The sequence below is a fragment of the Fodinicola feengrottensis genome (assembly GCF_039530045.1).
Lineage (GTDB): Bacteria > Actinomycetota > Actinomycetes > Mycobacteriales > HKI-0501 > Fodinicola > Fodinicola feengrottensis.
Genome location: NZ_BAAANY010000007.1, coordinates 147364 through 172451, shown reverse-complemented (window position 1 = coordinate 172451; position 25088 = coordinate 147364). Strand labels below are relative to the sequence as shown.

At 67.3% G+C, this 25088-nt stretch carries 24 protein-coding genes and 1 pseudogene; 15 read left to right on the top strand and 10 right to left on the bottom strand.

What is annotated here, in order from left to right; genetic code table 11:
• Window positions 1–3: 3 nt before the first annotated feature.
• Genes ABD301_RS09115 through ABD301_RS09100 form a run of 4 tightly spaced genes read left to right on the top strand, consistent with a single transcriptional unit; the run spans window position 4 to window position 3487 of the window.
• A complete protein-coding gene (locus tag ABD301_RS09115; RefSeq protein WP_163570617.1) occupies window positions 4–453 on the top strand; it encodes an adenylyltransferase/cytidyltransferase family protein in 450 nt (149 codons plus the stop codon).
• On the top strand, window positions 450–1694 hold the full coding sequence (locus tag ABD301_RS09110) for an MFS transporter (RefSeq protein ID WP_344308880.1): 1245 nt from the start codon (window positions 450–452) through the stop codon (window positions 1692–1694). The genes ABD301_RS09115 and ABD301_RS09110 overlap by 4 nt, the downstream gene beginning before the upstream one ends.
• 3 nt (window positions 1695–1697) lie before the next feature.
• On the top strand, window positions 1698–2699 hold the full coding sequence (locus ABD301_RS09105; protein ID WP_163570622.1) for an SIS domain-containing protein: 1002 nt from the start codon (window positions 1698–1700) through the stop codon (window positions 2697–2699).
• The gene (locus ABD301_RS09100) at window positions 2696–3487 is read left to right on the top strand and encodes an HAD family hydrolase (RefSeq protein WP_344308877.1); all 792 of its coding nucleotides are present in this window, start codon (window positions 2696–2698) and stop codon (window positions 3485–3487) included. Before ABD301_RS09105 ends, ABD301_RS09100 begins: the two co-directional genes overlap by 4 nt.
• On the opposite strand, the gene ABD301_RS09095 is transcribed toward ABD301_RS09100, so the two are convergent.
• Both ABD301_RS09095 and ABD301_RS09090 read right to left on the bottom strand, forming a co-directional pair.
• Entirely contained in the window at window positions 3480–4142 is a 663-nt protein-coding gene (locus ABD301_RS09095; protein ID WP_344308875.1) for a response regulator, read from the bottom strand. The two genes, ABD301_RS09100 and ABD301_RS09095, sit on opposite strands and share 8 nt — an antisense overlap.
• On the bottom strand, window positions 4142–5368 hold the full coding sequence (locus tag ABD301_RS09090) for a PspC domain-containing protein (protein WP_344308873.1): 1227 nt from the start codon (window positions 5366–5368) through the stop codon (window positions 4142–4144). The genes ABD301_RS09095 and ABD301_RS09090 overlap by 1 nt, the downstream gene beginning before the upstream one ends.
• A gap of 182 nt (window positions 5369–5550) precedes the next feature.
• Here ABD301_RS09090 and ABD301_RS09085 point away from each other — a divergent pair, with 182 nt between their 5' ends.
• The 5 genes and pseudogenes from ABD301_RS09085 (at window position 5551) to ABD301_RS09065 (ending at window position 9922) form a co-directional block, all read left to right on the top strand.
• A complete protein-coding gene (locus tag ABD301_RS09085) occupies window positions 5551–7017 on the top strand; it encodes a PspC domain-containing protein (protein WP_344308871.1) in 1467 nt (488 codons plus the stop codon).
• A complete protein-coding gene (locus ABD301_RS09080; protein ID WP_163570636.1) occupies window positions 7004–7306 on the top strand; it encodes a hypothetical protein in 303 nt (100 codons plus the stop codon). The genes ABD301_RS09085 and ABD301_RS09080 overlap by 14 nt, the downstream gene beginning before the upstream one ends.
• Before the next feature lie 12 nt (window positions 7307–7318).
• Window positions 7319–7744, top strand: a pseudogene (locus ABD301_RS42345) (alpha/beta fold hydrolase); the annotation flags it as partial.
• A gap of 94 nt (window positions 7745–7838) precedes the next feature.
• Complete coding sequence (locus tag ABD301_RS09070; RefSeq protein WP_344308867.1) at window positions 7839–8621, top strand: alpha/beta hydrolase; 783 nt, start codon at window positions 7839–7841, stop codon at window positions 8619–8621.
• 53 nt (window positions 8622–8674) lie between these two features.
• Window positions 8675–9922, top strand: coding sequence for a phosphatidylserine decarboxylase (locus tag ABD301_RS09065; RefSeq protein WP_344308865.1), 1248 nt, complete (start codon window positions 8675–8677; stop codon window positions 9920–9922).
• 167 nt (window positions 9923–10089) lie between these two features.
• On the opposite strand, the gene ABD301_RS09060 is transcribed toward ABD301_RS09065, so the two are convergent.
• The 3 genes from ABD301_RS09060 to guaA all read right to left on the bottom strand — a co-directional run bounded on the left by ABD301_RS09060 (window position 10090) and on the right by guaA (window position 14587).
• Window positions 10090–10896 carry a CDP-alcohol phosphatidyltransferase family protein gene (locus ABD301_RS09060; protein ID WP_344308863.1) on the bottom strand — a complete coding sequence of 269 codons (807 nt, stop codon included), beginning with the start codon at window positions 10894–10896 and terminating at the stop codon, window positions 10090–10092.
• Between the two features lie 577 nt (window positions 10897–11473).
• On the bottom strand, window positions 11474–12898 hold the full coding sequence (gene xylB, locus ABD301_RS09055) for a xylulokinase (RefSeq protein WP_344308861.1): 1425 nt from the start codon (window positions 12896–12898) through the stop codon (window positions 11474–11476).
• Window positions 12899–13024: 126 nt separating this feature from the next.
• The gene (gene guaA / locus ABD301_RS09050) at window positions 13025–14587 is read right to left on the bottom strand and encodes a glutamine-hydrolyzing GMP synthase (protein ID WP_344308859.1); all 1563 of its coding nucleotides are present in this window, start codon (window positions 14585–14587) and stop codon (window positions 13025–13027) included.
• Window positions 14588–14916: 329 nt separating this feature from the next.
• On the opposite strand from guaA, the gene ABD301_RS09045 reads away from it, so the two are divergent.
• Together ABD301_RS09045 and ABD301_RS09040 are read left to right on the top strand one after the other, a co-directional pair.
• A complete protein-coding gene (locus tag ABD301_RS09045; RefSeq protein WP_344308857.1) occupies window positions 14917–16173 on the top strand; it encodes an MFS transporter in 1257 nt (418 codons plus the stop codon).
• Between the two features lie 88 nt (window positions 16174–16261).
• The gene (locus ABD301_RS09040) at window positions 16262–16813 is read left to right on the top strand and encodes a putative glycolipid-binding domain-containing protein (protein WP_344308855.1); all 552 of its coding nucleotides are present in this window, start codon (window positions 16262–16264) and stop codon (window positions 16811–16813) included.
• Window position 16814: 1 nt separating this feature from the next.
• On the opposite strand, the gene ABD301_RS09035 is transcribed toward ABD301_RS09040, so the two are convergent.
• From ABD301_RS09035 to ABD301_RS09020, 4 genes are all read right to left on the bottom strand, one after another.
• The gene (locus ABD301_RS09035) at window positions 16815–17204 is read right to left on the bottom strand and encodes a PPOX class F420-dependent oxidoreductase (RefSeq protein WP_344308853.1); all 390 of its coding nucleotides are present in this window, start codon (window positions 17202–17204) and stop codon (window positions 16815–16817) included.
• Window positions 17201–18133, bottom strand: coding sequence for an NmrA family NAD(P)-binding protein (locus ABD301_RS09030; protein WP_344308851.1), 933 nt, complete (start codon window positions 18131–18133; stop codon window positions 17201–17203). The genes ABD301_RS09035 and ABD301_RS09030 overlap by 4 nt, the downstream gene beginning before the upstream one ends.
• 185 nt (window positions 18134–18318) lie before the next feature.
• Window positions 18319–18966, bottom strand: a complete 648-nt coding sequence (locus ABD301_RS09025; protein ID WP_344308849.1) for a hypothetical protein — start codon at window positions 18964–18966, stop codon at window positions 18319–18321.
• Between the two features lie 242 nt (window positions 18967–19208).
• Window positions 19209–19514: a hypothetical protein gene (locus ABD301_RS09020; RefSeq protein WP_344308847.1), complete on the bottom strand. Its 306-nt coding sequence runs from the start codon at window positions 19512–19514 to the stop codon at window positions 19209–19211.
• 154 nt (window positions 19515–19668) lie between these two features.
• Here ABD301_RS09020 and ABD301_RS09015 point away from each other — a divergent pair, with 154 nt between their 5' ends.
• The 4 genes from ABD301_RS09015 to ABD301_RS09000 all read left to right on the top strand — a co-directional run bounded on the left by ABD301_RS09015 (window position 19669) and on the right by ABD301_RS09000 (window position 24350).
• Window positions 19669–21378 (top strand): ABC transporter ATP-binding protein, encoded by a 1710-nt coding sequence (locus tag ABD301_RS09015; protein WP_344308845.1) that lies wholly within the window; start codon window positions 19669–19671, stop codon window positions 21376–21378.
• A complete protein-coding gene (locus ABD301_RS09010) occupies window positions 21375–23117 on the top strand; it encodes an ABC transporter ATP-binding protein (RefSeq protein WP_344308843.1) in 1743 nt (580 codons plus the stop codon). Before ABD301_RS09015 ends, ABD301_RS09010 begins: the two co-directional genes overlap by 4 nt.
• A gap of 95 nt (window positions 23118–23212) precedes the next feature.
• Window positions 23213–23941 (top strand): helix-turn-helix transcriptional regulator, encoded by a 729-nt coding sequence (locus tag ABD301_RS09005; RefSeq protein WP_344308841.1) that lies wholly within the window; start codon window positions 23213–23215, stop codon window positions 23939–23941.
• Between the two features lie 34 nt (window positions 23942–23975).
• Window positions 23976–24350: a nuclear transport factor 2 family protein gene (locus tag ABD301_RS09000; RefSeq protein ID WP_344308839.1), complete on the top strand. Its 375-nt coding sequence runs from the start codon at window positions 23976–23978 to the stop codon at window positions 24348–24350.
• 6 nt (window positions 24351–24356) lie between these two features.
• On the opposite strand, the gene ABD301_RS08995 is transcribed toward ABD301_RS09000, so the two are convergent.
• Window positions 24357–25070 (bottom strand): class I SAM-dependent methyltransferase, encoded by a 714-nt coding sequence (locus ABD301_RS08995; RefSeq protein WP_344308837.1) that lies wholly within the window; start codon window positions 25068–25070, stop codon window positions 24357–24359.
• Window positions 25071–25088: the final 18 nt, after the last annotated feature.

Here is a 25088-nt window from a genome sequence, read left to right as displayed (position 1 = left end):
GCGATGGTCGACCGCGTCATCACCTTCGGCACCTTCGACCTTTTCCACATTGGACACCTGGCCATCCTGGAGCGGGCCGCGACCTTCGGCCCGCTGGTCGTCGGCATTTCCACGGATCGGCTCACGATAGCGAAAAAGTCGCGACCACCGGTCTTCCCCGAGCGGCATCGGGTTCGCATCGTGTCAGCGCTTTCGGTGGTGGACCGGGTTTTCCTTGAGCATTCACTGGCGGAGAAACGCCGCTACATTCTCGAACAACAGGCTCACATCCTGGTGATGGGCGACGACTGGGCCGGCCGTTTCGACCATCTTTCCGACATTTGCCGAGTGATCTACCTGCCGCGTACGGCCTCGATCTCGACCACGGCGACCATCGAGACGATCGTCGAACGCTCGGCACCCACCGTGCCGGCCGCGCGCGGCGAACAGCCAGTCTCCGAGCAGGCCAGATGACCACCGCCGTCCAGCCGCGGCAGCGGACTCAGGTGTCGCCCTGGAAACCATTGCTCGTACGGCAATACCGGCTGCTCTGGATCGCCCAGTTCGGCTCGAACATCGGCACCTGGGCGCAGACCCTGGGCGCCCAGTGGCTGGTGGCCGGCCACGGCTCGGCACTGGTCGGAGTCGTCCAGACGGCCACCGCACTGCCGATGTTCCTGCTGGTGCTGCCGGCCGGCGCGGTGGCCGACCTGCTGGACCGGCGTCGGCTGTTGTTGGTCGCCCAACTGGTCATGCTGGTGGTCGCCGGGGCTCTCGCGCTCCTCACTCTGGTCGGCGGACTCTCCACGATTTCGCTGCTGGCATTCACCTTTCTGCTCGGCTGCGGGCAGGCGATGATGGCTCCGGCGTGGCAGGCCATCCAGCCCGAACTGGTGCCTCGCGACCTGATCAGCCAAGCGGCCGCCCTCAACACGACCAGCGTCAACCTGGCCCGGATCGTCGGCCCGGCGATCGGCGGCCTGCTGGTGGCGGTGGCCGGCGCCGGCTGGACTTTTGGCCTGAACGCGGTATCTTTCGTCGGCGCGGTCGTGGTGCTGACACTGTGGCGACGCCCGGCCGACCTCACCCCGAGCCGGACCAGCGGCCTGTTTCGGGCGCTCGCCGAGGGAATCTCGTACGTACGACGGTCGTCGCCGGCGCGCCGGGTGCTGCTGCGGGTGCTGTTGTTCGTACCGGCCTCGTGCGTGATCTGGCCCTACCTTCCGGTGGTCGCGCGCCAACACTTCGGCTGGGGATCGGCCGGCTACGGCGTCCTGGTCGGTGCTTTTGGCTTGGGCGCGACGATCGGCGCGCTCGTGCTGCCACACGTACGAGCCAGATACGGCCCCAACGAGCTGCTGATGCTGGCCGGAACTGGCTTCGCGGTGGCCCTGCTGGTGGTCGGTTTTGTGCCGCTGGCGGCGGTCGTGATGCCGGCGCTGATCGTCGCGGGCATGTGTACGCTCACCGCGCTGTCCACGTTCAACACCAGCATGCAGCTGCTTCTGCCCGACTCGATGCGAGCCCGCGGCCTCGCGGTCTATCAGCTTATTTTCCACGGTGGCATGGCAGTCGCGTCGCCGCTGTGGGGTTGGCTGGGCGACTGGCTGGGAGTCGCGGCCGGATGTGTGCTCGCCGCCGGGCTGCTCGGGCTCGGCGCGGCCAGCGTCCGGTGGAGCTCACTCGCGACCCTAGACTCACCCAGGAGTGTGTAAACCTTGCTTGTCAATGACCGCATCGTCGAACCGGTCACCGCGGTGCCGGCCGATTACGTCTCAGCGCTGGAGAATGTCGTCTCGCAGCGGGAATCGGTGGCCGGATTCGTCCGCGGGAAGGACTTTCGGCGCGTCTATTTTGTCGGCTGTGGCGCATCTTACTACGCGACCTGGCCAGCACTGTCCTTTATGGACAATGCGAGTGACCTGCCTGCATGGCGGTGCACCGGTGGCGACTTCGCGACCGCACCACCCCGCCGCCTGGACCGTCGTACGCTGGTCGTGGCGGCTTCACATTCGGGATATACCGACGAAACTATCGACGCCGCGCGGCTAGCTCGGCGAGCCGGCGCGACGGTCGCGGCGATCACCCGCGAGCAGGCCAGCCCGCTCGCCGAGGTCGCCCACGAGACTTTCGCCTACTGCAGTAACAGTGCGATCGTGGAGTCGCGAATGCTGCTGTTCCAGCTTTTCGCTCGGTCGCTGGCCCATCGCGACACCACGGTGTTCGAGAAGCTCCCCCTCGCATTACGTACGGCCAAAGACGAGGTCGTCGCCGCCGCGACCGAGATCGCCGGCCGGTTGGACAGCGGCACGATGGCCTATGTCGTTGGTGCGGGACCGTCGCTCGGCGTGGCAAATGCCTTCGCGCACTGCTATCTCCAGGAAATGCAATGGATTCCGGCGACCGCGGTGGACGCCACCACTTTCTTCCACGGTCCGTTCGAAGCCGTCGAACCCGGCACGCCGGTGCTCGTCCTGTTGGCCGAGGACGGCAGTCGCGCCGCAGCCGAACGCGTGTGGCGGTTCGCCGAAAACTATTCGGGAAACGTGGCCGTCCTGGACAGCAGGAAGATGTCGCTGCCGGGCGTACGACCAGCGGACCGCGCCGAACTGGGGGTCATCGGGCTTGGCAGTGCGGCTCGGCGGGTCGTCGACTTCCTCGCCGCCGCACGCGGGCATGACCTCACGACTCGCCGGTATATGCGCCGGGTCGACTATTGACCGGACGGCTGGTCGCGCTCGACATCGACGGGACGCTGACGACCAGTCGGCAACCGGTCAGCCCACGCGTACGAGCGGCGGTCCGCGCGGTCGTCGAAGGTGGCGACCACGTCGTGCTGGCCACCGGCCGACCGGCCCTCGCCGTCCGGCCCGTAGTCGAGGATTTGGCTCTGTCAAACGGATTCGCGGTGTGCTCAAACGGCGCCGTACTGCTGGACGTGAGCAGTCGGCGGGCACTGCACATCCAACCGGTTTCGCTGGGGCTGATTTTGGCCGCATTCGACCGGCAAGCGCCTGGCGCGCTTTACGCGGCAGAGGTGGTCGGCGTCGGAAACCACGTCAGCGGCCGGTTCCCGGACGGCGCCTTGACCGGCCGGCAAATCCCCTTACCGCGCAAGGAAATAGCCGACTGCTGGGCGCCACGGCTGGCCGCGTGGTGGCCGTCAAGGTCGCTGGAGGACGTACGCCAGCGGCTCTCCCACATCGCGCTGCCCGAAGTCGCCATGACCCTCGACCACGACCGGCCGTGGCTGATCGCGGTGGCCGCCGGAGTGTCGAAAATGACGACGTTGGAACGGTTACGGGTACGCCTCGACATCCCGCAGGACGCGACATTTGCCGCCGGAGACGGCAATAACGACGTGGAGATGCTCACCTGGGCAGCGCACGCCGTCGCGATGGGCGACGCGCCCGCAGCCGTACGCGCGGTCGCCGACACCGTGACCGGAACCGTCGCCGAAGACGGCCTCGCGACGGCTCTTAACGCCTGGCTCGCCAAGGTTAGATGAGGCGGCGGTCGACGGCCCAGCGGGAGAGTTCGTAGCGGTTCGACATCTGCAGTTTGCGCAGCACGCTGGAGACGTGGGTTTCCACGGTTTTCACCGAGATAAAGAGCTCCGAACCAATTTCCTTGTACGCGTAACCGCGCGCTAGAAGCCGCAGCACCTCGCGTTCGCGGTTGGTGAGCTGGTCCAGGTCGGGATCCCGAAGCGGCGCGGTCGGGTTCTGAGTGAAGGCGTCCAGCACGAATCCGGCCAGGCGTGGGGAAAACACCGCGTCGCCGTCGGCGACCCGGCGGATCGCGTCGGCGAGTTCGGCGGCCGAGATGGTTTTCGTGACATAGCCGCGGGCACCGGCCCGTACCAGGCCAATCACGTCCTCGGCCGCGTCGGACACGCTCAACGCGAGGAAACGGATGCTCGCGTCGGCCTTGCGGACCGCCTCCAACACCGCCCGTCCACCGCCGTCTGGCATGTGTACGTCCAAAAGCACGACATCCGGCTTGACCGACTGGATCGTCGCGATCGCCTCCGCGACCGTGCCAGCCTCGCCGACCAAATCCACGTAGTTGCCGAGCTCTGCTCTCACGCCGGCACGGAACATCGCGTGATCGTCAACCAGAAAGACCCGCGGGGTCGAGGTCGGGGTCTCGGATTCCACCATCAGCGCGCCAGTCCCATCTTCAGTCTCACTTCGGTCCCCGATTCCGGTGCGGTGCGGATCTCGGCGCTGCCGCCGTGCCGGGTCATCCGTTCCACGATCGACCCGGACACGCCGTGCCGGTCATCGGCAACCGTATCCAGGTCGAAGCCGGTGCCGCGATCCCGTACGAACACGCTGACCGTGCCGTCCTCGACCTCGGCATACAGCGACACCGTCGGCACTTTCGCGTGCTTGCCGGCATTGACCAGCGCTTCCCGCGCGGCCTGCACCAGCGCTTGTACGTGTTCGTTGACCGCGCAGTCGCCGACGATGACGGTGTCGACGCTGACCGCGTACGTGTCCTCGACCTCGGCGGCGGCGGCTTCCAGCGCGGCGGCCAGCCGCTCGTCCGGCGAACCGGTCGGCTTGTAGAGCCAGTTGCGCAGCTGCCGTTCCTGGCCGCGGGCGAGCCGGCTCACCTCGCGCGAGTCGTCGGCGTTGCGCTGGATGAGCGCGAGGGTGTGCAGCACCTGGTCATGCACGACCGCGGCGAGGTCCGCGCGGGTCTGCGACCGGATCCGCTCGGAGCGCTCGGCCCGCAGCTCGGCGAACATCCGCCAGAGCAGCGGGGCGACCACCACCGCGCAGCCGACCAGCAGCACCAGGCCGAACACCAGGCCGTTCTGCAGGGTCTGGAGTTGCCGGGCGGCGGCCAGGTAGCCGATCATGCCGATCAGCACCAGGCCCAGCCCGACGCCGATCCGGGCCGCCGTCACCACCCAGCCGCGGCCGGTCGCGAACCGCTCGACCCAGGCCGGTCCGGGCAGCCGCTGCACCCACCGGCGCCACCGGTCCGGGTCGCTGCGATGCCACATGATGGCCGCGCCGCCGACCAGGCCGAGGGTCGGCAGCACCACCCACACATCGGCCAGCCAGCCCACGCCGGCGGCGACCACGGCGAGCCCCACGACAAGCGCGAGATAAGCCGCCAGCTGGCCGAGGTCCCGGCGCGGCCGCGGCTGGTCGGCCGGCAGCGGCGCGACCGGTACGAAGATCCACCAAAGCAGGTAGAGCAGTGCGCCGAGGCCGTTCAGCGCGATCGCGAGCACCACGAACACGATCCGTACGGCGACCACCGGCACGTTGAGGTGTTCAGCCAGGCCGCGCGCCACACCGGCCAACAGCCAGCCGCGCTGCTGCCGGTAGAGCCGCGGCTGATCCGAAGTCAGCGGCAGCTCGGCGGACATGCTGGGGAGCGAGATCTCAGGACTCCGTTCTGGGCGCGCGGGCTCGTCCTCACCGATGGTCACACCTCACCGTACGGCCAGATACCGGGTAAGCCACGGATCTTGCGGGACCACACTTTTCAGGGTCGGCTCAGGGTCGTACCCGATAGTGGACCGGCCGGTCAGCGGCGACCATGGTTGTCATGGACAGCAGTACGCCCCCGCCAGCCGGCCCACCCGGCCCGCCGCCTTTCGCACCGCCCGGGCCGGGAACACCACCCGGCCCCGGAACACCGTTCGGCCCGGGAAACCAGCCAGGCGGGCCGCCACCCCGCCCGCCGTACACCGGGCCGTTCCCCCGGCCGGGCTCGTTCTCGGACCGGGTGAAGATCACCCGGCCTCGAGAGGGCCGGCTGTTCTTCGGTGTCTGCGCCGGCCTCGGCCGGGCCACCGGCACCGATCCGCTGCTGTTCCGAGTGATCCTCGGGGTGCTCTTCTTCTTCAGCGGCATCGGCGTGCTCTTCTACGTGGTCGGCATGCTCGTACTGGCGGATGAGGACGACGAGACCTCGCCAGTGGAGGCCCTGTTCGGCCGCGGCCGGTCCCGATTGAACGCGGCCTGGACGGTCCTGCTGATGCTCACCGCCACCATTTTGGGCATCATCGCGCTGTCCGGCGGCGCCCGGGTCGTGCTGCTGGTCGCGGCGGGTCTCTTCGGCCTCGCGATGCTGCTCCGCCGCCCGCCGGTGGCGCAGCCCGAGACGGCGGTGGCCGGCGTCCCCGGTGCCCCGGCGGCCGCCGCCCCACCCGCGTACACACCGCCGCCGTACGCGACCGAACCACCGGTCGCGGCCCAGCAGCCCTCGGATCACGTCACCGCGCGGATCGACACCTCCGCCGTGGCCAGCACCGGCGACACGGCCCCGTTGCCGCCGGTCAGCGCGGCCCCGCCCACGTACCACGAGCCGTACGCACCACATGGCCCCTTCGCGAGCGGCCAGCCGACCGCACCGCTGCCGCCGGTGCCGCCCAAACCCAAGAAACCCAAGGAAAGGTCGGCGCTCGGCGGGATCACCTTCAGTCTCGCGGTGATCTCGGTCGGGCTGGTCGCGCTGGTGCAGTGGGCCACCGGCCTGGACTGGACGGCATACTTCGCGATCCCGCTCGCGGTGATCGGCGCCGGCCTGCTCGTCGGCACCTTCTTGGGACGGGCCCGCTGGCTGATTCCGATCGGGTTGCTGCTCTGCCTCGTGTTGGCGCTGGGCGCCGCAGCGCGCTCGGCCGGGCCGGAAATCAGAGCTCACGACGGCCAGGTCGACCCGATCGTGTGGCGGCCGGTCGCGGCCAGCCAGATCGGGCCCGACTACCAGCGGCAGTACGGCGATGCCACGCTCGACCTGAGGGACGTCAACTTCGACGGCCAGAAGGTCAGCACCGACGTGAACATGGCCACCGGCTCGCTGCGGGTGCTTCTCCCCAAGACCGTTGACGTACAGCTGACCAGCAAGGTCGCCGCCGGCAGCGCACAACTGTTCGGCAGAGAGAACAGCGGAGTCAACGTGGACACCCAGTTGCAGGACAACGGCACCGACGGTCCGGGCGGCGGGTCGCTGACCCTGAGCGTCTCGATGGGCGCCGGAGAAGTGGAGATCATCCGTGAAACGTCATGAGACCGACGCACTGTCGCTGATCTTCGGGTTGCTCTTCCTGGCCGGCGCCGCCTGGTGGGGCATCTACGAGATCTTCCAGGCCAGCGAGGTGCCGGTGACCTTGGCAGTGGCTATCACCCTGGTGGTGATCGGCGCGGTCGGGCTGATGACCGCGGTGCCGCGGCGGCGCACGGCCATCCAGCCGGCGGTCATCCAGCCGGCGGTCATCCCGGCCGAGCCGGTCGTACCGACCGAGCCCGCCGCCGTTGACTTCATCAAGAAAGAGGACGACACCGTCATCGGCGACTGACCGAATGCACCTTTGGGCCGAGGTGCCCGCAACGGCTTGACCCGCACTATTCACTCAGCGAATAGTGCGGGTCGTCTCCACTTCGTACGTCCTTATGGGCCTGCTCGCCAGCGGCCCGGAGTCGCCTGGGTCGAACAGGCCCCGGAGTTCTTTTCCGCTGATATCCGCGAACATTTCGACCTGATCGGGTTGGATCCCCGAGGCGTCAACAAAAGCCAGCCGGTGACCTGTGACTCGGACGCCCTCGCCGGCCCGGACCCGGTCGTTCCAGCCACTCCCACAGAGTACGCGCAACTGCTGGCGTACAACCAAAAGAAGGCCGCCAGCTGCCGGCAGACCACCGGTCCGTCCTACGACCACGTCGACACCGCGAGCGTGGCCCGCGACATCGACGCGATCCGAGCCGCCCTGGGTGAGCAGAAGCTGACATATTACGGAGTTTCGTACGGGACTCTGATGGGCGAGCAATATGCCGAGCTGTTTCCACAGCACGTACGGGGCCCTCGCATTGGACAGCAACATGGACCACAGCGTGGGAACCTGGCGGTTCCTGGAAACCGAGACCGCGTCCATCGAAGGGTCGTTCGACGCCTTCGCGGCCTGGTGCGGACGTACCACCGGGTGCGCGTTGCACGGCGACGATGTCGGCAAGGTGGTCGACGATCTCTATGCCAGAGCCGAAAAAGGCGACCTGCCCGATCCTTTCGACCCGGGACAGAAATACAGTCCGACCGACCTCCTTCAGGACGTACAGGGCACGCTCTATGACGCCTCCTCTTTTGGCTTCGAGGCTGAGGAACTCGCCGACCTACGAGACGGAAAGCCGCTCCCGCAGGCGGTTGGCCGGACCAGGGCCGCTGTGAACTGGGGCACCCTGGTCCGCAATCCGTTCCAGGCGGTTTTCTGTGAGGACTGGCCGATGTCGGTGTCCGGGTTCGGGGAGCTGGACCTTTATCGCCGCGCGCTCGAACAAATCGCGCCGCACATGCATCGGTCGATACTGGCCTGGAGCTCGGTCACCGGATGTCTCGGCGCCGCCATCGCGGTCCAGAACCCGCAACACCGGCTCACCGTCCGCGGGAGCGCGCCGATCCTGATGGTGAACAGCGTGCACGATCCGGCCACCCCGTACGCATGGGCAGTCGACGTGCACCAGCAGATCCCGAACTCGGTGCTCCTGACGTACGACGGCAGCGGCCACGGGACGTACTTGCACCCGTGCGTGATGGCCGCCGTCGACACGTACCTGACGACGCTGGCCACTCCGCGGCCGGGTACGCACTGCCCGCGGATCGATCCGCCGGCGACGGGCTGACCCGACGGTCCCTATGCTCGTCGGGAAGACGCTTCCGACTGGCGAGGGCCCCGATGATCACTCCTGTCCGTAACCGATCGCTCAGCCGGACCGCGGCGGCCACCCTCACCAGCGAGGTCACCCGACACCCGGAACCCAAGCGGGTGCTGGTCATCGGCATCGACCCGCGAGTGGTGGACCGGGTGCTCGACCACCTGATGCCGACCGACCGGCTGGTGGTGACCAGCCCGCGAACCGACCGGAACGACCGGCTGCGGCGCCGGCTGACCAGCGAGCGATCGCTGGCCCGGCTGGCCGGCCGGGTCCAGGTGCTGGACGAGGACGTGCCAGCCGAGATCGAGTCGTACGACCACGTGGTGATCGCCGAGCCGATCTCCGGCGACGGAGCCGGCACCGACAAGGTGATCGAGCAGGCCCGGGAGAAGCTGGTGCCGGGTGGGGTGCTGAGTCTTGCCACCCCGCTCGGCCCGCCCACCCCCGGCGGGGCCGGCACCGAGATCGGCCGGTTGGCGCAGGCCTGCGCCGTACGCTCCGAGACGGTCTTCGCGGCGTTCCCGCCGCTGCGGGTGCATCACCTGCGGTTGGGTCAGCCGCCGGTGGCGCTGGCGAGCCGGATCGCTCCGGCGTACACACCAACCCGGGTGCCGGTCACCCGCGACATGCGCATTGACGTGGACGGCGTCGTCGCGGTGGCCGCCATGGCCGGCGTCGCGCTGCTCACCCAGCGACTTTTCCGGCGCCCGTTCTGGCTGATCCCGGCCGCCGCCGCGCTGCCGGTCGCCGCGTTCTTCCGCGACCCGCGCCGGCTGGTCCCAGACGAGGCCGCCGAAGCCAACGCGATCGTCTCCTCCGCCGACGGCGTCGTCCTTTCCGTCGACGAGATCTCCGACGACCGCTTCGGCACGTCGAACACTTCCTGGCTGCGGATCGCGGTCTTCCTGTCCGTCCTTGACGTCCACGTCAACCGCAGCCCAGTCGCCGGTCGCATCGCCGCCGTCATCGACGAACCCGGCGGCTACGCCGACGCCCGCCACCCCAATGCCGAGCACAACAACAGCAAATACACCGTCCTGGACACCATCCACGGCTCAGTTGTGGTCGCCCAACGCAGCGGCCTGATCGCCCGCCGCATCGTCCAACGCTCCCGCCCCGGCGCTTTGCTGTCCCGCGGCGAAAAGTTCGGCCACATCCGGTTCGGCTCCCGCACCGACATCTACCTCCCCGCCGACTCCGCCCACCCCACCGTCGCCGAAGGCGACCGCGTCACCGGCGCCGAAACCATCATCGCCCGCTGGATCTGACCCATCTCCCGCGTGTCGACCCGTACGCTCCAGCGCGTCGAGGAGTGCGGCGCCGAGCGTGGAACAAAGTCCCACGCTCGGCGAAAACTCCCCCCGAGACCGCAGAACCCCAGACAGCACTCAAGGCCGCCCCCAGCAGCAGGAAACGGCCTTGAGTAGGCAGGAAACTACCGAGAAGCCAGTACGTGCCGCTGCCGCATCCAGAGCAGCGGGCCGGACACCAGATACACGGTCACCACGGCGATGAACGTCACGGTGGCGTCGATCAACACCACGCCGGCGACGACGCCCAGCCAGAGCCACGGTGGCAGCCGCAGGACCCGGGTGAGGTTCGCGTACGGGAAGGTGCTGACCATCAGGATCGCCAGCATGCCGACCAGCAGCGACAACCACCACATCGTGGCCGGGTTCCGCACCAGCAGGGCGAACATCGCGAGGATGCCGGCGGCGAGGGTGGTTGGCACGCCGCAGAAATACTTCGAGTTCTTCGGCGACACGTTGAAGCGGGCCAACCGCAGTGCCGCGCCGGCGGCGATCAGCAGGCAGGACGGCGCGACCAGGAAGATCGGCGCACCGGCGTGGGTGAGCCACACGTAGCTCACGACCGGAGCCGCGACACCGAAGGAACACATGTCGACCAGCGAGTCCAGCTGCGCGCCGAACGGCGTCGCGACCCCGAACTTGCGGGCCAGCGGGCCGTCCAGGCCGTCGCAGACCACCGAGCCGATCAGCAGCAGCGCGCCGAGCCGGGAGTAGCCGCTGAAGGCGACCAGCACCGCACTCGTACCGAACACCAGACTGGCGATCGACGTGGCCGTGACCAGGCCGAACTTGATTTTGCGGGCGACGGTCTGAGGGCCGGGGAGCAACGGTACGACGACCGGTGCGTCCACCTCGGGCTCGGGTTTGATCGCCTTCGCGGGGACCTTCTCTATGGTGGGCTCGACGAGGGCGTCGGCCGGCCGTTCGAGCACCGCCGCACCACCGCCCCGCGGTGGGATGAGGCTCCAGCCGCTAAGCGGTCGTCCAGATCCCGGCCGGCGGATCAAAACCCGCCGGGCGAAGACGCCACTTCGACGCAGCCCCCGCGTCCACCGCCGGCCCAACGGTCTGGGGCGGTCTATCGTGCCCCGACGCCAGGGTCGTGCTTGCACTACGTCCTCCTGCCTGGGTCCGTCGTAGTTCGCCGGTCGGCGCGACGCCCAGGTGCGATTGACCACCATGCCATATCCGACCGAGCTTACGTACCCGGTGGACCACCGAATCACTCTGTAGGACGAGACCAAATTCGGACTCTGACACGATTAAGTAGGCGGGACGTAACGGCACAATCACCCAATCGACACCTGCCGGCTGCCTGAATGGGCTTGCACTCATGGCGACTATGCGTTTTGAGTTTCGACCGGGTGAGGCCGGGTTTGGGTCCTGTCTGGTTATTGCGGTGGGATGAGAGTCGAGATTCAGGAGTCGGCTGGTGGTGCCGCGGGAAAGCCTTCATAGCAGCGCTATGGGGGCTTTCCCGCGTTGCCGCCAGGCGGCTCCTGGGCTCGGCTATCGCCCGCCGCAATAACCAGACAGGGCCCAGCCCAATTCGGCGGCGAGGTGGTCGCGAGCGTACGCGTACGCCTCGCGTACGACTCCAGCCACGTCCGGCTGTGGAGCCGCCTCGACAGCGCGGGAGCGGACCTGCCAGGCCGGTGCGGCAGCGGCTCCAGAGGCCGCCCAGGCCGCCTGCCGAGCGGCTCCCATCGCCACGTACTCCAGCGGCTCCGGCACCTCCACAGGCACATCGAAAAGGCTCCCGGCGATCTCCTGCACGGCCAACGAACGGGCCGCGCCACCGGTCAGCAGCAGCCGCCTGGGCGCCACGCCCTGCGCACGCAGCGCGTCCAGGCCGTCGGCGAGCCCACAGAGCATGCCCTCGACGAAGGCGCGGGCCAGGTGCTCGCGAGTGGTGTTCGCGAGCCGCAGCCCGACCAGCCGGCCGGACGCCGTCGGAAGGTTCGGGGTGCGCTCGCCCTCCAGGTACGGGACGAGAGTCAGGCCACCGGCGCCGGGTGGACCGGCCAGCGCCAACGCGTCGAACTCGGCCGGCTCGACGCCGAGCAGGTGCCGGCCGGCGGCCAGTACGCGGGCCGCGTTCAGCGTGCAGACCAACGGCAACCAGCGGCCAGTGGCGTCGGCGAACCCGGCGACCGCGCCGCTCGGGTCGACGCTCGGCTGCTCGGCGACCGCGAAAACGGTCCCTGACGTGCCCATCGAGACGACGACGTCTCCGGTCTCCAACCCCAGCCCGAGCGCCGCGCCCATGTTGTCGCCGGTGCCGGCCGCGATCACCGCACCCCGATCGGTCTGTCCGACCACCTCGCCGGGAGCCGCCACTCGGGGCAGGGCCGGCGTCCGACCGAAGGCCTGTTTGAGCAGCTCAGGGCGGTATTGCGAGGTCGCTGGGTCGAAGTAGCCAGTGCCGGAGGCGTCCCCGCGATCAGTGGTCGGCTCGGCGCCGGTCAGCCGCATCGTCAGCCAGTCATGCGGCAACATCACCGATGCCACTCGGTCAGCCAGGTCCGGCTCAGATCGGCGCAGCCAGCGCAGCTTGGTCACAGTGAAGCTGGCCAGCGGCACCGAGCCAACCGCCGACGCCCACCGATCCGGGCCACCCAGCTCGTTGATCAAATCGGCCGCGTCCGGAGCCGAACGCAGGTCGTTCCAGAGCAGCGCCGGGCGTACGACCTCGCCCTCGCCGTCCAACGTGACCATGCCGTGCTGCTGCGCGGCGACCGCGATCGCCGACACGTCGTTGAGCAGCCCGCCCTCGGTCGCCACCGCCAGCGCATGCCACCAGGCCGTCGGGTCGATCTCGGTGCCGTCCGGGTGGGGCGCGTCACCGGTGCGTACGACTCGGCCGTCCGCCGCATCGACCACCAGGACCTTCGTCGACTGGGTGGAACTGTCGACCCCGGCTACCAGCGTCACCGCACACCCCTTCGCCGCCGAACTCGCGCCTGTCGTCACAATCGGAATCCGATTGTCACAGCCAAAAACAGACCCGCAGGTCAGCCCGCCCCGGTCGTGACAATCGGATTCCGATTGTAACGACGGCTACTCCCACTCGATGGTGCCTGGGGGTTTGCTGGTGACGTCGAGCACGACCCGGTTAACCCCTGGCACCTCGTTGGTGATGCGGGTCGAGATCCGGGCCAGCACGTCGTACGGCAGCCGGGTCCAGTCGGCGGTCATGGCGTCCTCGCTGGACACCGGTCGCAGCACGATCGGGTGGCCGTACGTACGGCCGTCGCCCTGCACCCCGACGGATCGCACGTCCGCGAGCAGCACCACCGGACACTGCCAGATCTCCCGGTCCAGCCCGGCCGCGGTCAGCTCGGCGCGGGCGATCGCGTCGGCCGCGCGCAGCAGCTCCAGCCGCTCGGCGGTGACGCAGCCGACGATCCGGATGCCCAGGCCCGGGCCGGGGAACGGCTGCCGGTAGACGATCGCCTCCGGCAGGCCCAGCTCCAGCCCAACCTTGCGGACCTCGTCCTTGAACAGCGTGCGCAGCGGCTCCACCAGCGCGAACTGCAGGTCGTCCGGCAGCCCGCCCACGTTGTGGTGACTCTTGATGTTCGCCGTACCAGCGCCGCCGCCGGACTCCACGACGTCCGGATAGAGCGTGCCCTGCACCAGGAAGTCGACCGAGTCGTCGGCGACAACCTCCCGGGCGGCCTGCTCGAAGACCCGGATGAACTCGCGGCCGATGATCTTGCGTTTGGTCTCTGGATCGGAGACGCCGTCCAACGCGGACAGGAACTGCTCGCTCGCGTCGACCACCTTCAGGTTGACCCCGGTGGCGGCCACGAAGTCCCGCTCAACCTGCTCGGACTCTCCCGACCGCTGCAGACCGTGATCGACATAAACGCAGGTCAGCTGGTCTCCGACGGCCTGCTGTACGAGGGCGGCGGCGACCGACGAGTCGACTCCACCGGACAGCGCACAGATCACTCGCTTGCCGCCCACCTGGGCCCGGATCGCCTCCACCTGCTCGGCCACGATGGACGCGGTCGTCCACTGTGGACGGATGTCGGCCACCTCGTAGAGGAAGTGCTCCAGCACGGCCTGGCCGTGCTCGGTGTGCATGACCTCCGGGTGGAACTGCACGCCGGCGACTGCCCGCGCGGTGTCCTCGAATGCGGCCACCGGCACTCGGTCGGTGGCCGCGGTGACCCGGAAGCCGGCCGGCGCCGCGGTGACCGCGTCGCCGTGACTCATCCACACCGACTGCCCCGCCGGCAGCCCGTGAAAAAGCGCCGAGTCGGCCGCGGTGACCTTCAGCTCGGTACGCCCGTATTCCCGACTGTCGGTGTGCGCGACGGTGCCGCCCAGCGCCAGCGCGATCGCCTGAAAGCCATAGCAGATCCCAAAAGTCGGCACCCCGGTGGCCAGCAGCTCACGGTCCACGCTGGGCGCGCCGTCGGCGTAGACACTCGACGGGCCGCCGGACAGGATGATCGCGGCCGGCTGGCGGGCCAGCATGTCGGCGACCGGCATGGTGTGCGGCACGATCTCGGAGTAGACCCGGGCCTCCCGGACCCGGCGGGCGATCAGCTGCGCGTACTGCGCGCCGAAGTCCACCACCAGAACCGGTCGGTCGGTCGGCTGGGTGCTCAAGACTTTCGAATCCTCTCGAATGACCACCTGCGGCCGGTGGGGCCCATTCTAAGCTGCCCCGGTGTCCCCGACTCGAACGAGGATCGCCGCCCTCACGATCGCATCCCCGCTGCTCATGATGGCCGACGCGGATCTCGGCACCGAGTAGGTGTTGATCTTCCCCGGCTCGGATCACGGTGTCCTCCTGCTCGGCGACCGGTACGCATCGCAGGTCAAGGCGGCTATCGAGGGATTTCTGACGAAAAGCCTGTCGAAAGGTAAATAAAGTTTGGGATGCGCTCCGGCGTTACGGGCCCTAACGTCGCCTTGTCGTCGGCGAGAGGTGGGACGTGTCCCTTTCCCCAGTGCAGCAGGCCCGTGGGTTGACTCCCGAACAACGCAACGCGTTTCTGGCCGCTTTACTCGGCTGGACGATGGACGCGTTCGACTATTTCATCGTGGTTCTGGTGTACGACGAGATCCACACGACGTTCCACGTCTCGCTGATCACCGTCGCGTTCCTGACCACCGCCACCCTGGCGATGCGACCGGTCGGCGCCTTCATTTTCGGCCGGTGGGCGGACTCGGCCGGTCGCCGGCTGCCGCTGATGGTGGACGTGCTCTTCTACTCCGTCGTCGGTTTTCTCTGTGCGTTCGCGCCAAACTTCACGATCCTGTTGATCCTGCGGCTGCTCTACGGCATCGGCATGGGCGGCGAATGGGGCCTCGGCGCCGCGCTGGCCATGGAAAAGATCCCGACCGAGAAGCGCGGCTTCTACTCTGGCTTGCTGCAGCAGGGATACGCGGTCGGATACTTGCTCGCCGCCGTCGCTTTCTTCATCATCAACCCGTTTCTGGGCTGGCGCGGCCTGTTCGCCTTCAGCATCCTGCCGGCGCTGCTGTCGCTCTACCTGCGGGTCAAGGTCAAGGAGAGCGAAGCCTGGGAGCGTACGAAAGAGCGCGTCAAACAAACCAGCGTCACGCCCGGCAAGGTGTTCTTCAACATCAAGGTCCTTCGGCGTTTTGTCTATCTCATCCTGTTAATGACCGCTTTCAACTGGATGAGCCACGGCACCCAGGACATTTATCCGACCTTCCTCAAGGCCGGCCTGCACTACTCCGCGAACCAGTCGATCCTGATCGCGATCATCTACAATATCGGCGCGATCTGTGGCGGCACCCTGCTCGGCGGCCTGTCCGAACGACTGGGCCGGCGCCGTACGATCATCATCGCCGCGCTGGTCGGACTGCCGATCGTGCCGCTTTTCGCCTTCTCCACCACGCTTGGCGCGCTGGCGCTGGGCTCTTTCCTGATGCAGTTCGTGGTCCAGGGCGCGTGGGGTGTGATCCCGGCGCACCTCACCGAGATGAGCCCCGACGAGATTCGCGGCTTTTATCCCGGTGTCACCTACCAGCTGGGCAACCTGATCGCGGCTCTGAACCTGCCCATCCAGCAAGCCCTCGCGGCTTCGTACGGTTACCCGTTTGCGCTGGCAGTCACCATTATTCCGGTGTTGTTGATCGTCACGCTGCTGGCCGCGGTGGGCAAGGAGGCGAAAGGCATCACCTTCGGAGCCGGCGAGATATCCCCCAAGTCCGCCACGTAGATCAACAATAACCGCCTATCATCAGGTCACTACGGTGCGCGGTCGCGCTGGGGCACCGACCGCGCAACGTGATCGCTTGGGGGGCTGAATGGCAACGATCCTGTGGCGGGGTGACTGGTTTTCCAGCAGTGAATACTGCGAAATGGCGATCACCGACGCCGGCCACCGCCTCAACGGCGTCGTGCTGATCCCGATGGAAGGCAAGCCCGCCCACCTGCGCTACCGGATCGACCTGGACTACGGCTGGCGGACCCGGTCGGTCGCCGTCGTCTCCGAACATCACCTGCCGGTGGTGATGACCTCGGACGGCGAGGGCCACTGGTTCGTCAGTGGCGAGGACACCCCGGCTTTCGACGGCTGCGTCGACATCGACCTCGGCTTCAGCCCCAGCACCAAGACGTTCCCGATCCGCCGACTCACCCGTGGCCACGCCGACGACCTGGAGCTGCGCGCCAACGTCAACGCCGTCTGCCTGCGTTTCCCGGAAATGAAACTCCAACTGCAACAACAGTCGTACGAACGGATCGGCCTCGACCGCTGGCGCTACGGCACCGGTGACTTCACCGCCGAGATCGACGTCGACACCAACGGCTTCGCCCGCCGTTTCGGCGACCTCTGGACCGCCGTCGCCGACGCCTGATTCAGGGCGAGAAGCGGACCACCTTGGCTGGCTTCACTCGTACGATCACCCGCTCGACCTCGGGCTCCGGCGGTGGCTCAACGCCGCCCATGTATTTGGCATACATCTCCTTGGGCAGGAGTTTCTCTGGATCGTCAACAATTTCGACAGCGCCGCGAATTTCCACGTACCCGCCGGCAGGATTGACGATGAGCACGGTGACCCGCGGGTCGCGTAACATGTTGCGCGTCTTCTGCCGGCCGGCGAGCGTCGAGAAGATCACCACATCGTCTTCCCGTTTCACGAAGACAATCGACAACTGCGGCTGGCCGTCGGGGTTGACGGTCGCGAGAGTCGCGACATTTCTTCCGTCGACCAGTTCACGGGCCACCTCATCGAGCACCGCGGTCATGACATCACCTGGGAATTCAGTACGAGCCAGTCCGCGAAACCCAGCAAACCGGGATGCAGCCTGAGCACCACCTGCCGGTCCCGTGCACCAATACAGGTGTCCTCGAAATCCTGGTAGAACTGGAACATGTTCCCGATGGCATCGGCTCCCGGGAAGAGCCCACGAAAATCAGCCGGCGCAATGTCCTTGAACCGTACCGATTCTCCCGGTGCAGCGGTCAGCGCGGCAGCCATCTGGGTCCCAGTCAGATTTTCGCCGGTGATGCTGACGGTCTCGCCGATCAGCTCCGGGCGCCGCAGGATCGCGTACGCACACCGGCCAATGTCCTGAGCCGCGATCCCCGCCAGCTTCGCGCCACCGAGGGGCAAAGTGAGCGTGAGTGTGCCATCGGTGTCCCGCTTCGGCCCCAGCACAGGGAAGAACATGTTCTCCCAATAGAACGTCGTACGCAGGAAAGTCGTCGGAACTTCTGCGAAAACGGCGTCCGCCTCGCCTTTCACGTCAAACGGCGGCACCTTGTACTTTCCCAGCAATGTGGGCATCCGCTCGTCGTCCAACGACACAAAATCCCTGGTGTCCTCCAAAGTCGACCAGATGACGTGCGCGAGTCCATTCCCATGAGCCGCATCTGCCATCGTACGAGCGTGCTCGATTTCCTTCTCCGGCCCAAAACCCGCCGACGGAAAGGTCACGCAATAGGCCCCGTACGCGCCGGCGAACGCCGCCTCGATCGAAGCCGGTTCGTCCAGATCCGCCTCCACCACCTCGACGCCCAGGTCCGCGAGCTGACGAGCGGCCTCCGACTTCCCATCCCGGGTGAGCGCCCGCGCCACGAACCCTCCCGCGGTATCGGCGGCGATCGCCCGTACGAGCCCACCGCCCTGCTTCCCCGTCGCGCCTACGACAGCGACAACCCTGTCCCCTGCCATGCCCAACTCCCATCGATGGTCAATGCCTACGCAGAAGAGACTCCTCGGCTCCCGGAAAGGAATCGGTCCTTCACGACTTCCCCAGAAGAGAGCCGCTCTCTTGGCCTGACATGCGAGGAACCGGCTAGTGCTCCTTGGTGTCCAAAACTCTGACGTTTGTCTTGAGTTTTAGACACCAAGGAGCACTAACGGCGGACGTGGTTTTCCAGCCGGTCGGCGGTAAACCGGAGCAGCTCGCCGTGGCCGTCGTCGAGGCGTACGTCGTAGACGAACAGCTCCGGTGTGCCGACCTTCAGGGTCGTCCGCACCCGGGACACCGTGCCGAGGCCGCTGCCCTGCAGCCCGGTGAGGACCCGTACCCGGCTGCCGGGCCGGAAAACCACCCGGCCATGGGCTGAGCGGGTCTCCTTGCGCTCGATCGTCGCGATAGCGGCGCTCACTCCCAGCATCTCGGCGAGGATGTCGGCGCCGCGCGGACAGAGCGCGAGCAGGTGACGGCAGGTGGTGTACGAGTCGTCGATGGCGAGGAAGCCGATGATCTCCTCGGAGTCACCAGCCGGCTCAACGATCTTCTCCAGCAGCTCGACGAGCACGACCGGGGTCGCGAGCCGCAGCCCGGCCCACTCCCCGACCAGGTAACCGGACAGTCGATCGACGTGCCAGTCAGTGAGCGCCACCGAGACGAGCGGCTCGCCGACCTCGGAGCAGACCGCGATCCGGCCAATCGGGGTTTGTTCACCAGCGTCGACCGCCTGGTGCCAGCTGGTCAGCGCATCGCCCAAGACACACAGGTCGAAGTCCAAGTCACCTTTCGAGAGCTCGTCGTCATTCACCCGACAAGCGTGTCAGGTCTACGCCGCCATAAGCAACGATTCGCCGTACGCATAAGCGCAGCGTTTTCTCAGCGACTCGTACAATCCTTCTTGATCAAGGAATTGATGTTAATTCCAACGTGACATATCACCAAAATTCCATGATCACCACATGTCGTCCATCACAGGCATTCACCGGGTCCTTGATCATCTGATCGGACCACCTTGCCCCGCCGGAGCAGCGCCCTTGGTCAGTGCGGGGATCAGGCCTCGCTGGCCAAGGACCACAACTGTCCCGCCTCTTCGAGAGTTCTCGCGATGAGCTCGTAATACTCAGCCTTTTCCGCTCGGACAAAGCGCGCCCGCTGCACCGAGTGGGCGGTGTGGGTTGGTGGCGCGTTCGCGGGCGGCCGTGGCTTGGCGTGTTCGTAGAGTTCGCTGGGGTTGCCGGTGGACGTACGGCCAACCCGCCGGACGTCCGGCGGGGTCTCCCGTTCGGAGCGCTCGCGCTGCTGGCGAGCCTTCTCCAGCATGCGACGAAGGCGCTCGTCGTCCCCGTACACGCGCACAGAATGTCACTCTCGCACTACTCACCGCAAGGTATCGTCTGGCGACCGCGACGAAACGGCTGGACTCGGCGTCACAGGCAAACTGCTGACATCGCGGTCCTGCGCCAATAAATCGTTCGGACAAAAACCGGCCGCGGCCGTAGCGTGTTGATACGTGCGCACTTTTCCCCATCCAGATGCCGGTAGGCCGCGACTGAGCTCGCCGGCCCGGTTTCTGCTGTGGATGTGGCGCCAGCAGGCCGGCATTTCGGCCGGCGGCATGACCTTCGGCGTGTTGTGGATGGGATCGGCCGCGGCAATGCCGTTGGCGCTGGGAAAAGCGCTGGACGAAGGCCTCGCACGGCACAGCCCGAAAGCCCTCGCCAGCTGGGTCGCCGTCCTACTGGTCGCCGGCCTCGTGCAGGCCGCGACCGGCATCATGCGACACCGGTTCGCCGTCTCCAGCTGGCTTTCCGCCGCGTACCGGGTGGAGCAGCTGGTCGTCGAGCAGGCGGCCCGGCTCGGCGCGGTGCTGCCGCGACGGATCTCCACCGGCGAGGTGGTGGCGGTCACCGCCAGCGACATGGAACACATCGGCGACGCGTACGAGGTTTCCAACCGTACCGCCGGCGCTGTGCTGACTTTCTTCGGTGTGGCAACACTTATGGTGGTGACGACGCCGATTCTCGGGATCGTCGTGGTCATCGGTACGCCGATCCTGATGCTGATCGTCGGACCCATGATGCGGCTGCTGGAGCGCCGCCAGGCCGAGCAGCGCAAGCTTTTCGGTGACACCGCGACCATCGCGTCCGACACGGTCGCGGGCCTGCGGGTTCTTCGCGGCATCGGTGGCGAAACACTGGTCGTACGAAACTTCCGAGAAGCCTCCCAGCGAGTGCGGTACGCCGGCGTGCGGGTCGCGAAGGTCGCCTCGACCATGGAAGCGACCCAGATCCTGTTGCCCGGGCTTTTCGCTGTGCTGATCGCCTGGTTGGGCGCCCGGCTCGCGGTGACTCACCAGATCACCGCCGGTCAACTGGTCAGCTCGTACGCGTATGCCGCCTTTCTGGTCCTGCCGCTGCGGACTTTCGCGGAAATGGCTGAGGTGTTGACGAAGGCGAACGTGGCGGCGAAACGGATCGTGGCGGTTTTGCGGCTGGAGCGGGACATTGTGTCGCCGGGCGTCCCGGTGCCGCTGCCGGAGCCGGCCACCGCGACGCTCACGGATGCCGTTTCCGGGGCCGAATTCAAACCGGGACTTTTCACCGCGGTGGTGTGTGAGCGGCGAGCCGACGCGGACACGCTGGCTGAGCGGTTGGCGCGATATGTGGACGCGGACGTACGGTTCGGCGGCGTCCGGTTGGACGAGTTGGCGCTTGAGGACGTACGGGCGACTATCCTGCTCGCGGATCCGCATCCGCACATGTTTTCCGGCCCGTTGGCCGAAGAACTCGACCCGACCGACCAGGCCGACCGGTCCCGCATCCTGGCCGCGATTTCGGCGGCCGATGCCGGTGACGTGGTTTCCGGGCTGGCGGACGGGCTCGACACCGAAGTGGTGGAACAGGGCCGGTTCTTTTCCGGCGGGCAGCGGCAGCGGCTGGTTTTGGCCCGCTCATTGGTCGCTGACCCGGCCGTACTCATCATGCTGGAGCCGACCAGCGCGGTGGACGCGCACACCGAGCACCGGATCGCCCAGCGGCTCGCGGGAGCGCGCTCCGGGCGGACGACCGTGGTTTTCAGCACCAGCCCGCTGATCGCCGGCGCCGCCGACGAGGTGGTCTTCCTGCCGGCCGGCGGCGTCGGCGCCGACGCTGGCGACCATCACGCGTTGATGCGGCAGAACATCGCGTACCAAACCGTCGTCACCCGAGGGTCGTCATGAGCCATTTGTTGCCGATCGCGTCCACTGTGGACACTCGGCGCTACGCCGGTCAGCTGATGCGCCAGCATCCGCGTGGCATCCTGCGGATGCTGGTGCTGCACGGCCTGGCCGCGGTCGCCGGGTTGGCTGGACCGCGGCTGCTCGGCGAGCTGGTCGACGGCGTGACCACCGGCATCACCGTGCCGCGAATCGACACGATAGCGGCACTTTTCGCCGCCTTCCTGATCGCCCAGACCGTCCTGATCCGATATGCGAACTACTGTTCTTCAACGCTCGGCGAGCAGGTTCTGGCGGAACTGCGGGAGGAATTCGTCGAGCGGGTGACCGAGCTGCCACTGTCCACAGTAGAGAAAGCCGGCTCCGGCGACCTGCTGACTCGGGCCACCTCCGACGTGGGTGCGTTGAGTCGGGTGGTACGAGCGGGCATCCCGGAAGTGATGGTCGCGGTGGTCACCTCGCTGTTGACCATCGCCGCGGCGGCGATTGCCGGATGGCAGATTTTTCTGCCCTGCTTCATCCTTCTTCCACTGCTGTCGATTTCCACCCGCTGGTATCTCAAACACGCCACTCCGGCCTATCTCGCCGAACGCGCGCGATATGCGCGATTGTTGGCCGGTGTCCACGAAACCGTCGATGGCGCTCGTACGGTCGAGGCTCTGCGGTTGCCACGGCGGCGGGTTCGCCGGTCCGAGAACGACATCGCGGCGGCTTTCGAGGTGGAGAAATACACTTTGGGGCTGCGGACTCGGTGGTATCCGACCGTTGAGGTGACTTTCCTGCTGCCAATGGTGATCGCGGTGGCGTGGGGCGGCTGGCTTTATTCGCAGGGCGTCGCGAGCCTTGGCGCGGTCACCGCCGTCACGCTTTATGTGATCGCACTGAACGATCCACTGGATTCGCTGATTTCATGGCTGGACGAGGTCCAGGTCGGCGCGGCCGCGCTCGCACGGGTGGTCGGAGTCGCGCAGGCCCGTGCGCCGCGGATGGCGGACGCGGCGGAGCCGATCGACGAACAAATCCAACTGTCCGATGTGTCTTTCGCTTATGACAATGGCAAAGATGTCCTCCACGATGTTTCCTTGCAGCTCCGGCCAGGCGAACGGCTGGCGGTGGTCGGCCCGAGCGGCGCCGGCAAATCCACCATTGGCCGGCTGTTGGCCGGCATCGCCCGGCCGCGCACCGGCGAGGTGACGGTCGGCGGCGTACCCATCGCCGACCTGCCGCCGGACCGGCTGCGCTCACATGTGGCGCTGGTGACGCAGGAATATCACGTTTTCGTCGGCACCATCGCGGACAACCTGCGGCTCGCCGCGCCTGCCGCGACAGACGAACAGCTGCGGGCGGCGCTGGTCGCCGTCGACGCGGACGCGTGGGTGGACGCACTGCCGGACGGCCTGGCCACCGCGGTCGGGTCGGGCCAGCAGACGCTGGAGCCCGGCCAGGCGCAGCAGCTGGCGCTGGCCCGGCTCGTACTGGCCGACCCGCACACCCTGGTGTTGGACGAGGCCACCTCACTTATGGACCCCAGCGCGGCCCGCCACCTGGAGCAGTCGCTGGCCGCCGTCATGCGCGGACGTACGGTCGTCGCCATCGCCCACCGGCTGCAGACCGCCCACGACGCCGACCGGGTCGCCGTCGTCGAGAACGGCCGGATCAGCGAAATCGGCAGCCACCACGACCTCATCGCCGCCGGCGGCTCGTACGCGTCCTTATGGCGCTCCTGGCAAGCCGCCGACTAACCGTCCCCAGTTTTGCCCTCATCCTCCGTCACGCCCGTTTGTCCGCATCCCCCATTCTTGCCAGGATCCGCAATCTCACCGGATAGCCTCGCAGAGTGAATCGGACGGATCGGCTTTATGCGCTGGTCGAGGAGTTGCGGGCGGTGGCGCCCCGGCCGCGCAGCGCGCGATGGCTCGCGCAGCGGTTCGAGGTCAGCGCGCGGACCGTCGAACGGGATCTGAGCGCCCTACAACAGTCCGGCGTACCGATTTATCCGGTGGCGGGCAGGTCCGGCGGGTATGCGCTGGATCGCGAGCGTACGCTGCCACCGCTCGCGATCACCCCGGATGAGGCGACCGCGCTCGCCATCGGCTTGCGATCACTCACCGGAACACCGTTCGCATCGGCGGCTCGTACGGCCCTGCAGAAGGTCCGCGCGGTGATGCCGGCCGGCGATCTCGAGTCCGCGCACGCGCTGGCCGACCGGATTGTGTTCGTAGCTTCCCAAAAGCCACCGGCCGCACCTGCTCCGGTCCACGAGGCACTGGCTTCGCGGCGATTGTTGCGGCTGCGCTATGCGGACCGCAATGGCGTGGATTCGCAGCGACTGGTGGAGCCACTGGGATTCCTGGGCAGCGATCCACACTGGTATTTGCTGGCCTGGTGCCGGCTCCGGGAGGCTGTCCGCGGCTTTCGGCTGGACCGGATCCGAGCCGCCGAAATGCTCGACGAGCAGGTCCGGGACCGAGAGGTCAACCTGCTGGAGATGAGCGCACTCGGGCACCAGTTGGTCGGCATGGAAGTGACCGTAAACACCGACAGGACGGTGTCGCCGAAGCGGTGAAACCTGGTCCTCACCAACCGAGAGGATCAGACAGATGACCGACGCACGACAGCTGTGGACCGACTGGACCGCGCTCTGGAACGGCGACCTCGACATTGCCGAAAAACTCGTCACCGCCGATTTCCAGGTGCATTTCGGCCGGGACATCCCGACCGCGGACGAACTGCGCGGCCCGTACGAGCTGGCCAAGTTCATCGGCGACTTCCGCGCCCGCTATGAAAACTTGACCTACCGCACGGTCGTCGGCCCGATCGTGGACGCGGCCGGTGGGTACGTCACCGGCCACTGGGTCGCCGATTTCTTGAAGGACAACGCAGCTGAGCGCAAGCCCGGCATCGACATCCTGCGCATCGACGGCGACCGGGTGGCACAAGCGTGGTCCATCACCGGCACTCGCTCCCTCCCCTAACGACGGTTACCTTCGGCGGGGATCGGGAATGGCTTTGATAGCCAGGAAACCGCGTGGCTCGCGGCGCAGGAGTTGGTAATCCTCAGGATCCAGCGCCTGCACCGCGGGCTCGGGCACGGGTTCCACCAGGCGCTCGATCAGGAAGCCGGCCTGGTGCAGTTCCTCGCACGTACGCTCCAATGGCGCCATCCAATAGCGCAGTTTCCACCCCCCGCTGTACGTCTCTTCGACGACCCGTACGTCGAAATAGCCGCCACCGTGCCGCAGCCAGTCGCCGGTCGGGTGCAGCCGGGACAGCACCAACGCGCCATCTGGGCGCAGCACCCGGTGAAATTCCCGCAGCATGGCCACCCTGTCGTCGACATATTCCAGCGCCAGCGCGAAAAGCACCCGATCCATCGACTCGTCCGGCAGCCAGCCGAGCGGCTCGGTCAGGTCGTGTACGCGAAAGTCGCCGGCTGGTACGCGCTGGCGACTCAGGTCGACCATCCGCGGGCTGCTGTCGAAACCGATCACCCGCGCGCCGCGGACGACCAGCTCCTCGGCATAGAGACCGGGTCCACAGGCCGCGTCGAGTACGTCCAGACCGCGCACTTGCGCCAGCAGCCGCAGGCACGCGGGCCGGTCGTAATGCGCGTTGTAGAAGCCGTCCCGCGCGTGGGACAGGAACTCATCGGCAATGGACTCGTACTGAGGGGTCGCACCCAGGCTGTCGGCCATCTCCCCATCCTCACCCAG

Bases quoted from the DNA above. Each gene is read 5' to 3' on its own strand.
- ABD301_RS09115 (WP_163570617.1), top strand. From the start codon at position 4: ATGGTCGACCGCGTCATCACCTTCGGCACCTTCGACCTTTTCCACATT.
- ABD301_RS09110 (WP_344308880.1), top strand. From the start codon at position 450: ATGACCACCGCCGTCCAGCCGCGGCAGCGGACTCAGGTGTCGCCCTGG.
- ABD301_RS09095 (WP_344308875.1), bottom strand. From the start codon at position 4,142: ATGGTGGAATCCGAGACCCCGACCTCGACCCCGCGGGTCTTTCTGGTT.
- ABD301_RS09090 (WP_344308873.1), bottom strand. From the start codon at position 5,368: ATGTCCGCCGAGCTGCCGCTGACTTCGGATCAGCCGCGGCTCTACCGG.
- ABD301_RS09085 (WP_344308871.1), top strand. From the start codon at position 5,551: ATGGACAGCAGTACGCCCCCGCCAGCCGGCCCACCCGGCCCGCCGCCT.
- ABD301_RS09065 (WP_344308865.1), top strand. From the start codon at position 8,675: ATGATCACTCCTGTCCGTAACCGATCGCTCAGCCGGACCGCGGCGGCC.
- ABD301_RS09040 (WP_344308855.1), top strand. From the start codon at position 16,262: ATGGCAACGATCCTGTGGCGGGGTGACTGGTTTTCCAGCAGTGAATAC.
- ABD301_RS09035 (WP_344308853.1), bottom strand. From the start codon at position 17,204: ATGACCGCGGTGCTCGATGAGGTGGCCCGTGAACTGGTCGACGGAAGA.
- ABD301_RS09030 (WP_344308851.1), bottom strand. From the start codon at position 18,133: ATGGCAGGGGACAGGGTTGTCGCTGTCGTAGGCGCGACGGGGAAGCAG.
- ABD301_RS09010 (WP_344308843.1), top strand. From the start codon at position 21,375: ATGAGCCATTTGTTGCCGATCGCGTCCACTGTGGACACTCGGCGCTAC.
- ABD301_RS09000 (WP_344308839.1), top strand. From the start codon at position 23,976: ATGACCGACGCACGACAGCTGTGGACCGACTGGACCGCGCTCTGGAAC.
- ABD301_RS08995 (WP_344308837.1), bottom strand. From the start codon at position 25,070: ATGGCCGACAGCCTGGGTGCGACCCCTCAGTACGAGTCCATTGCCGAT.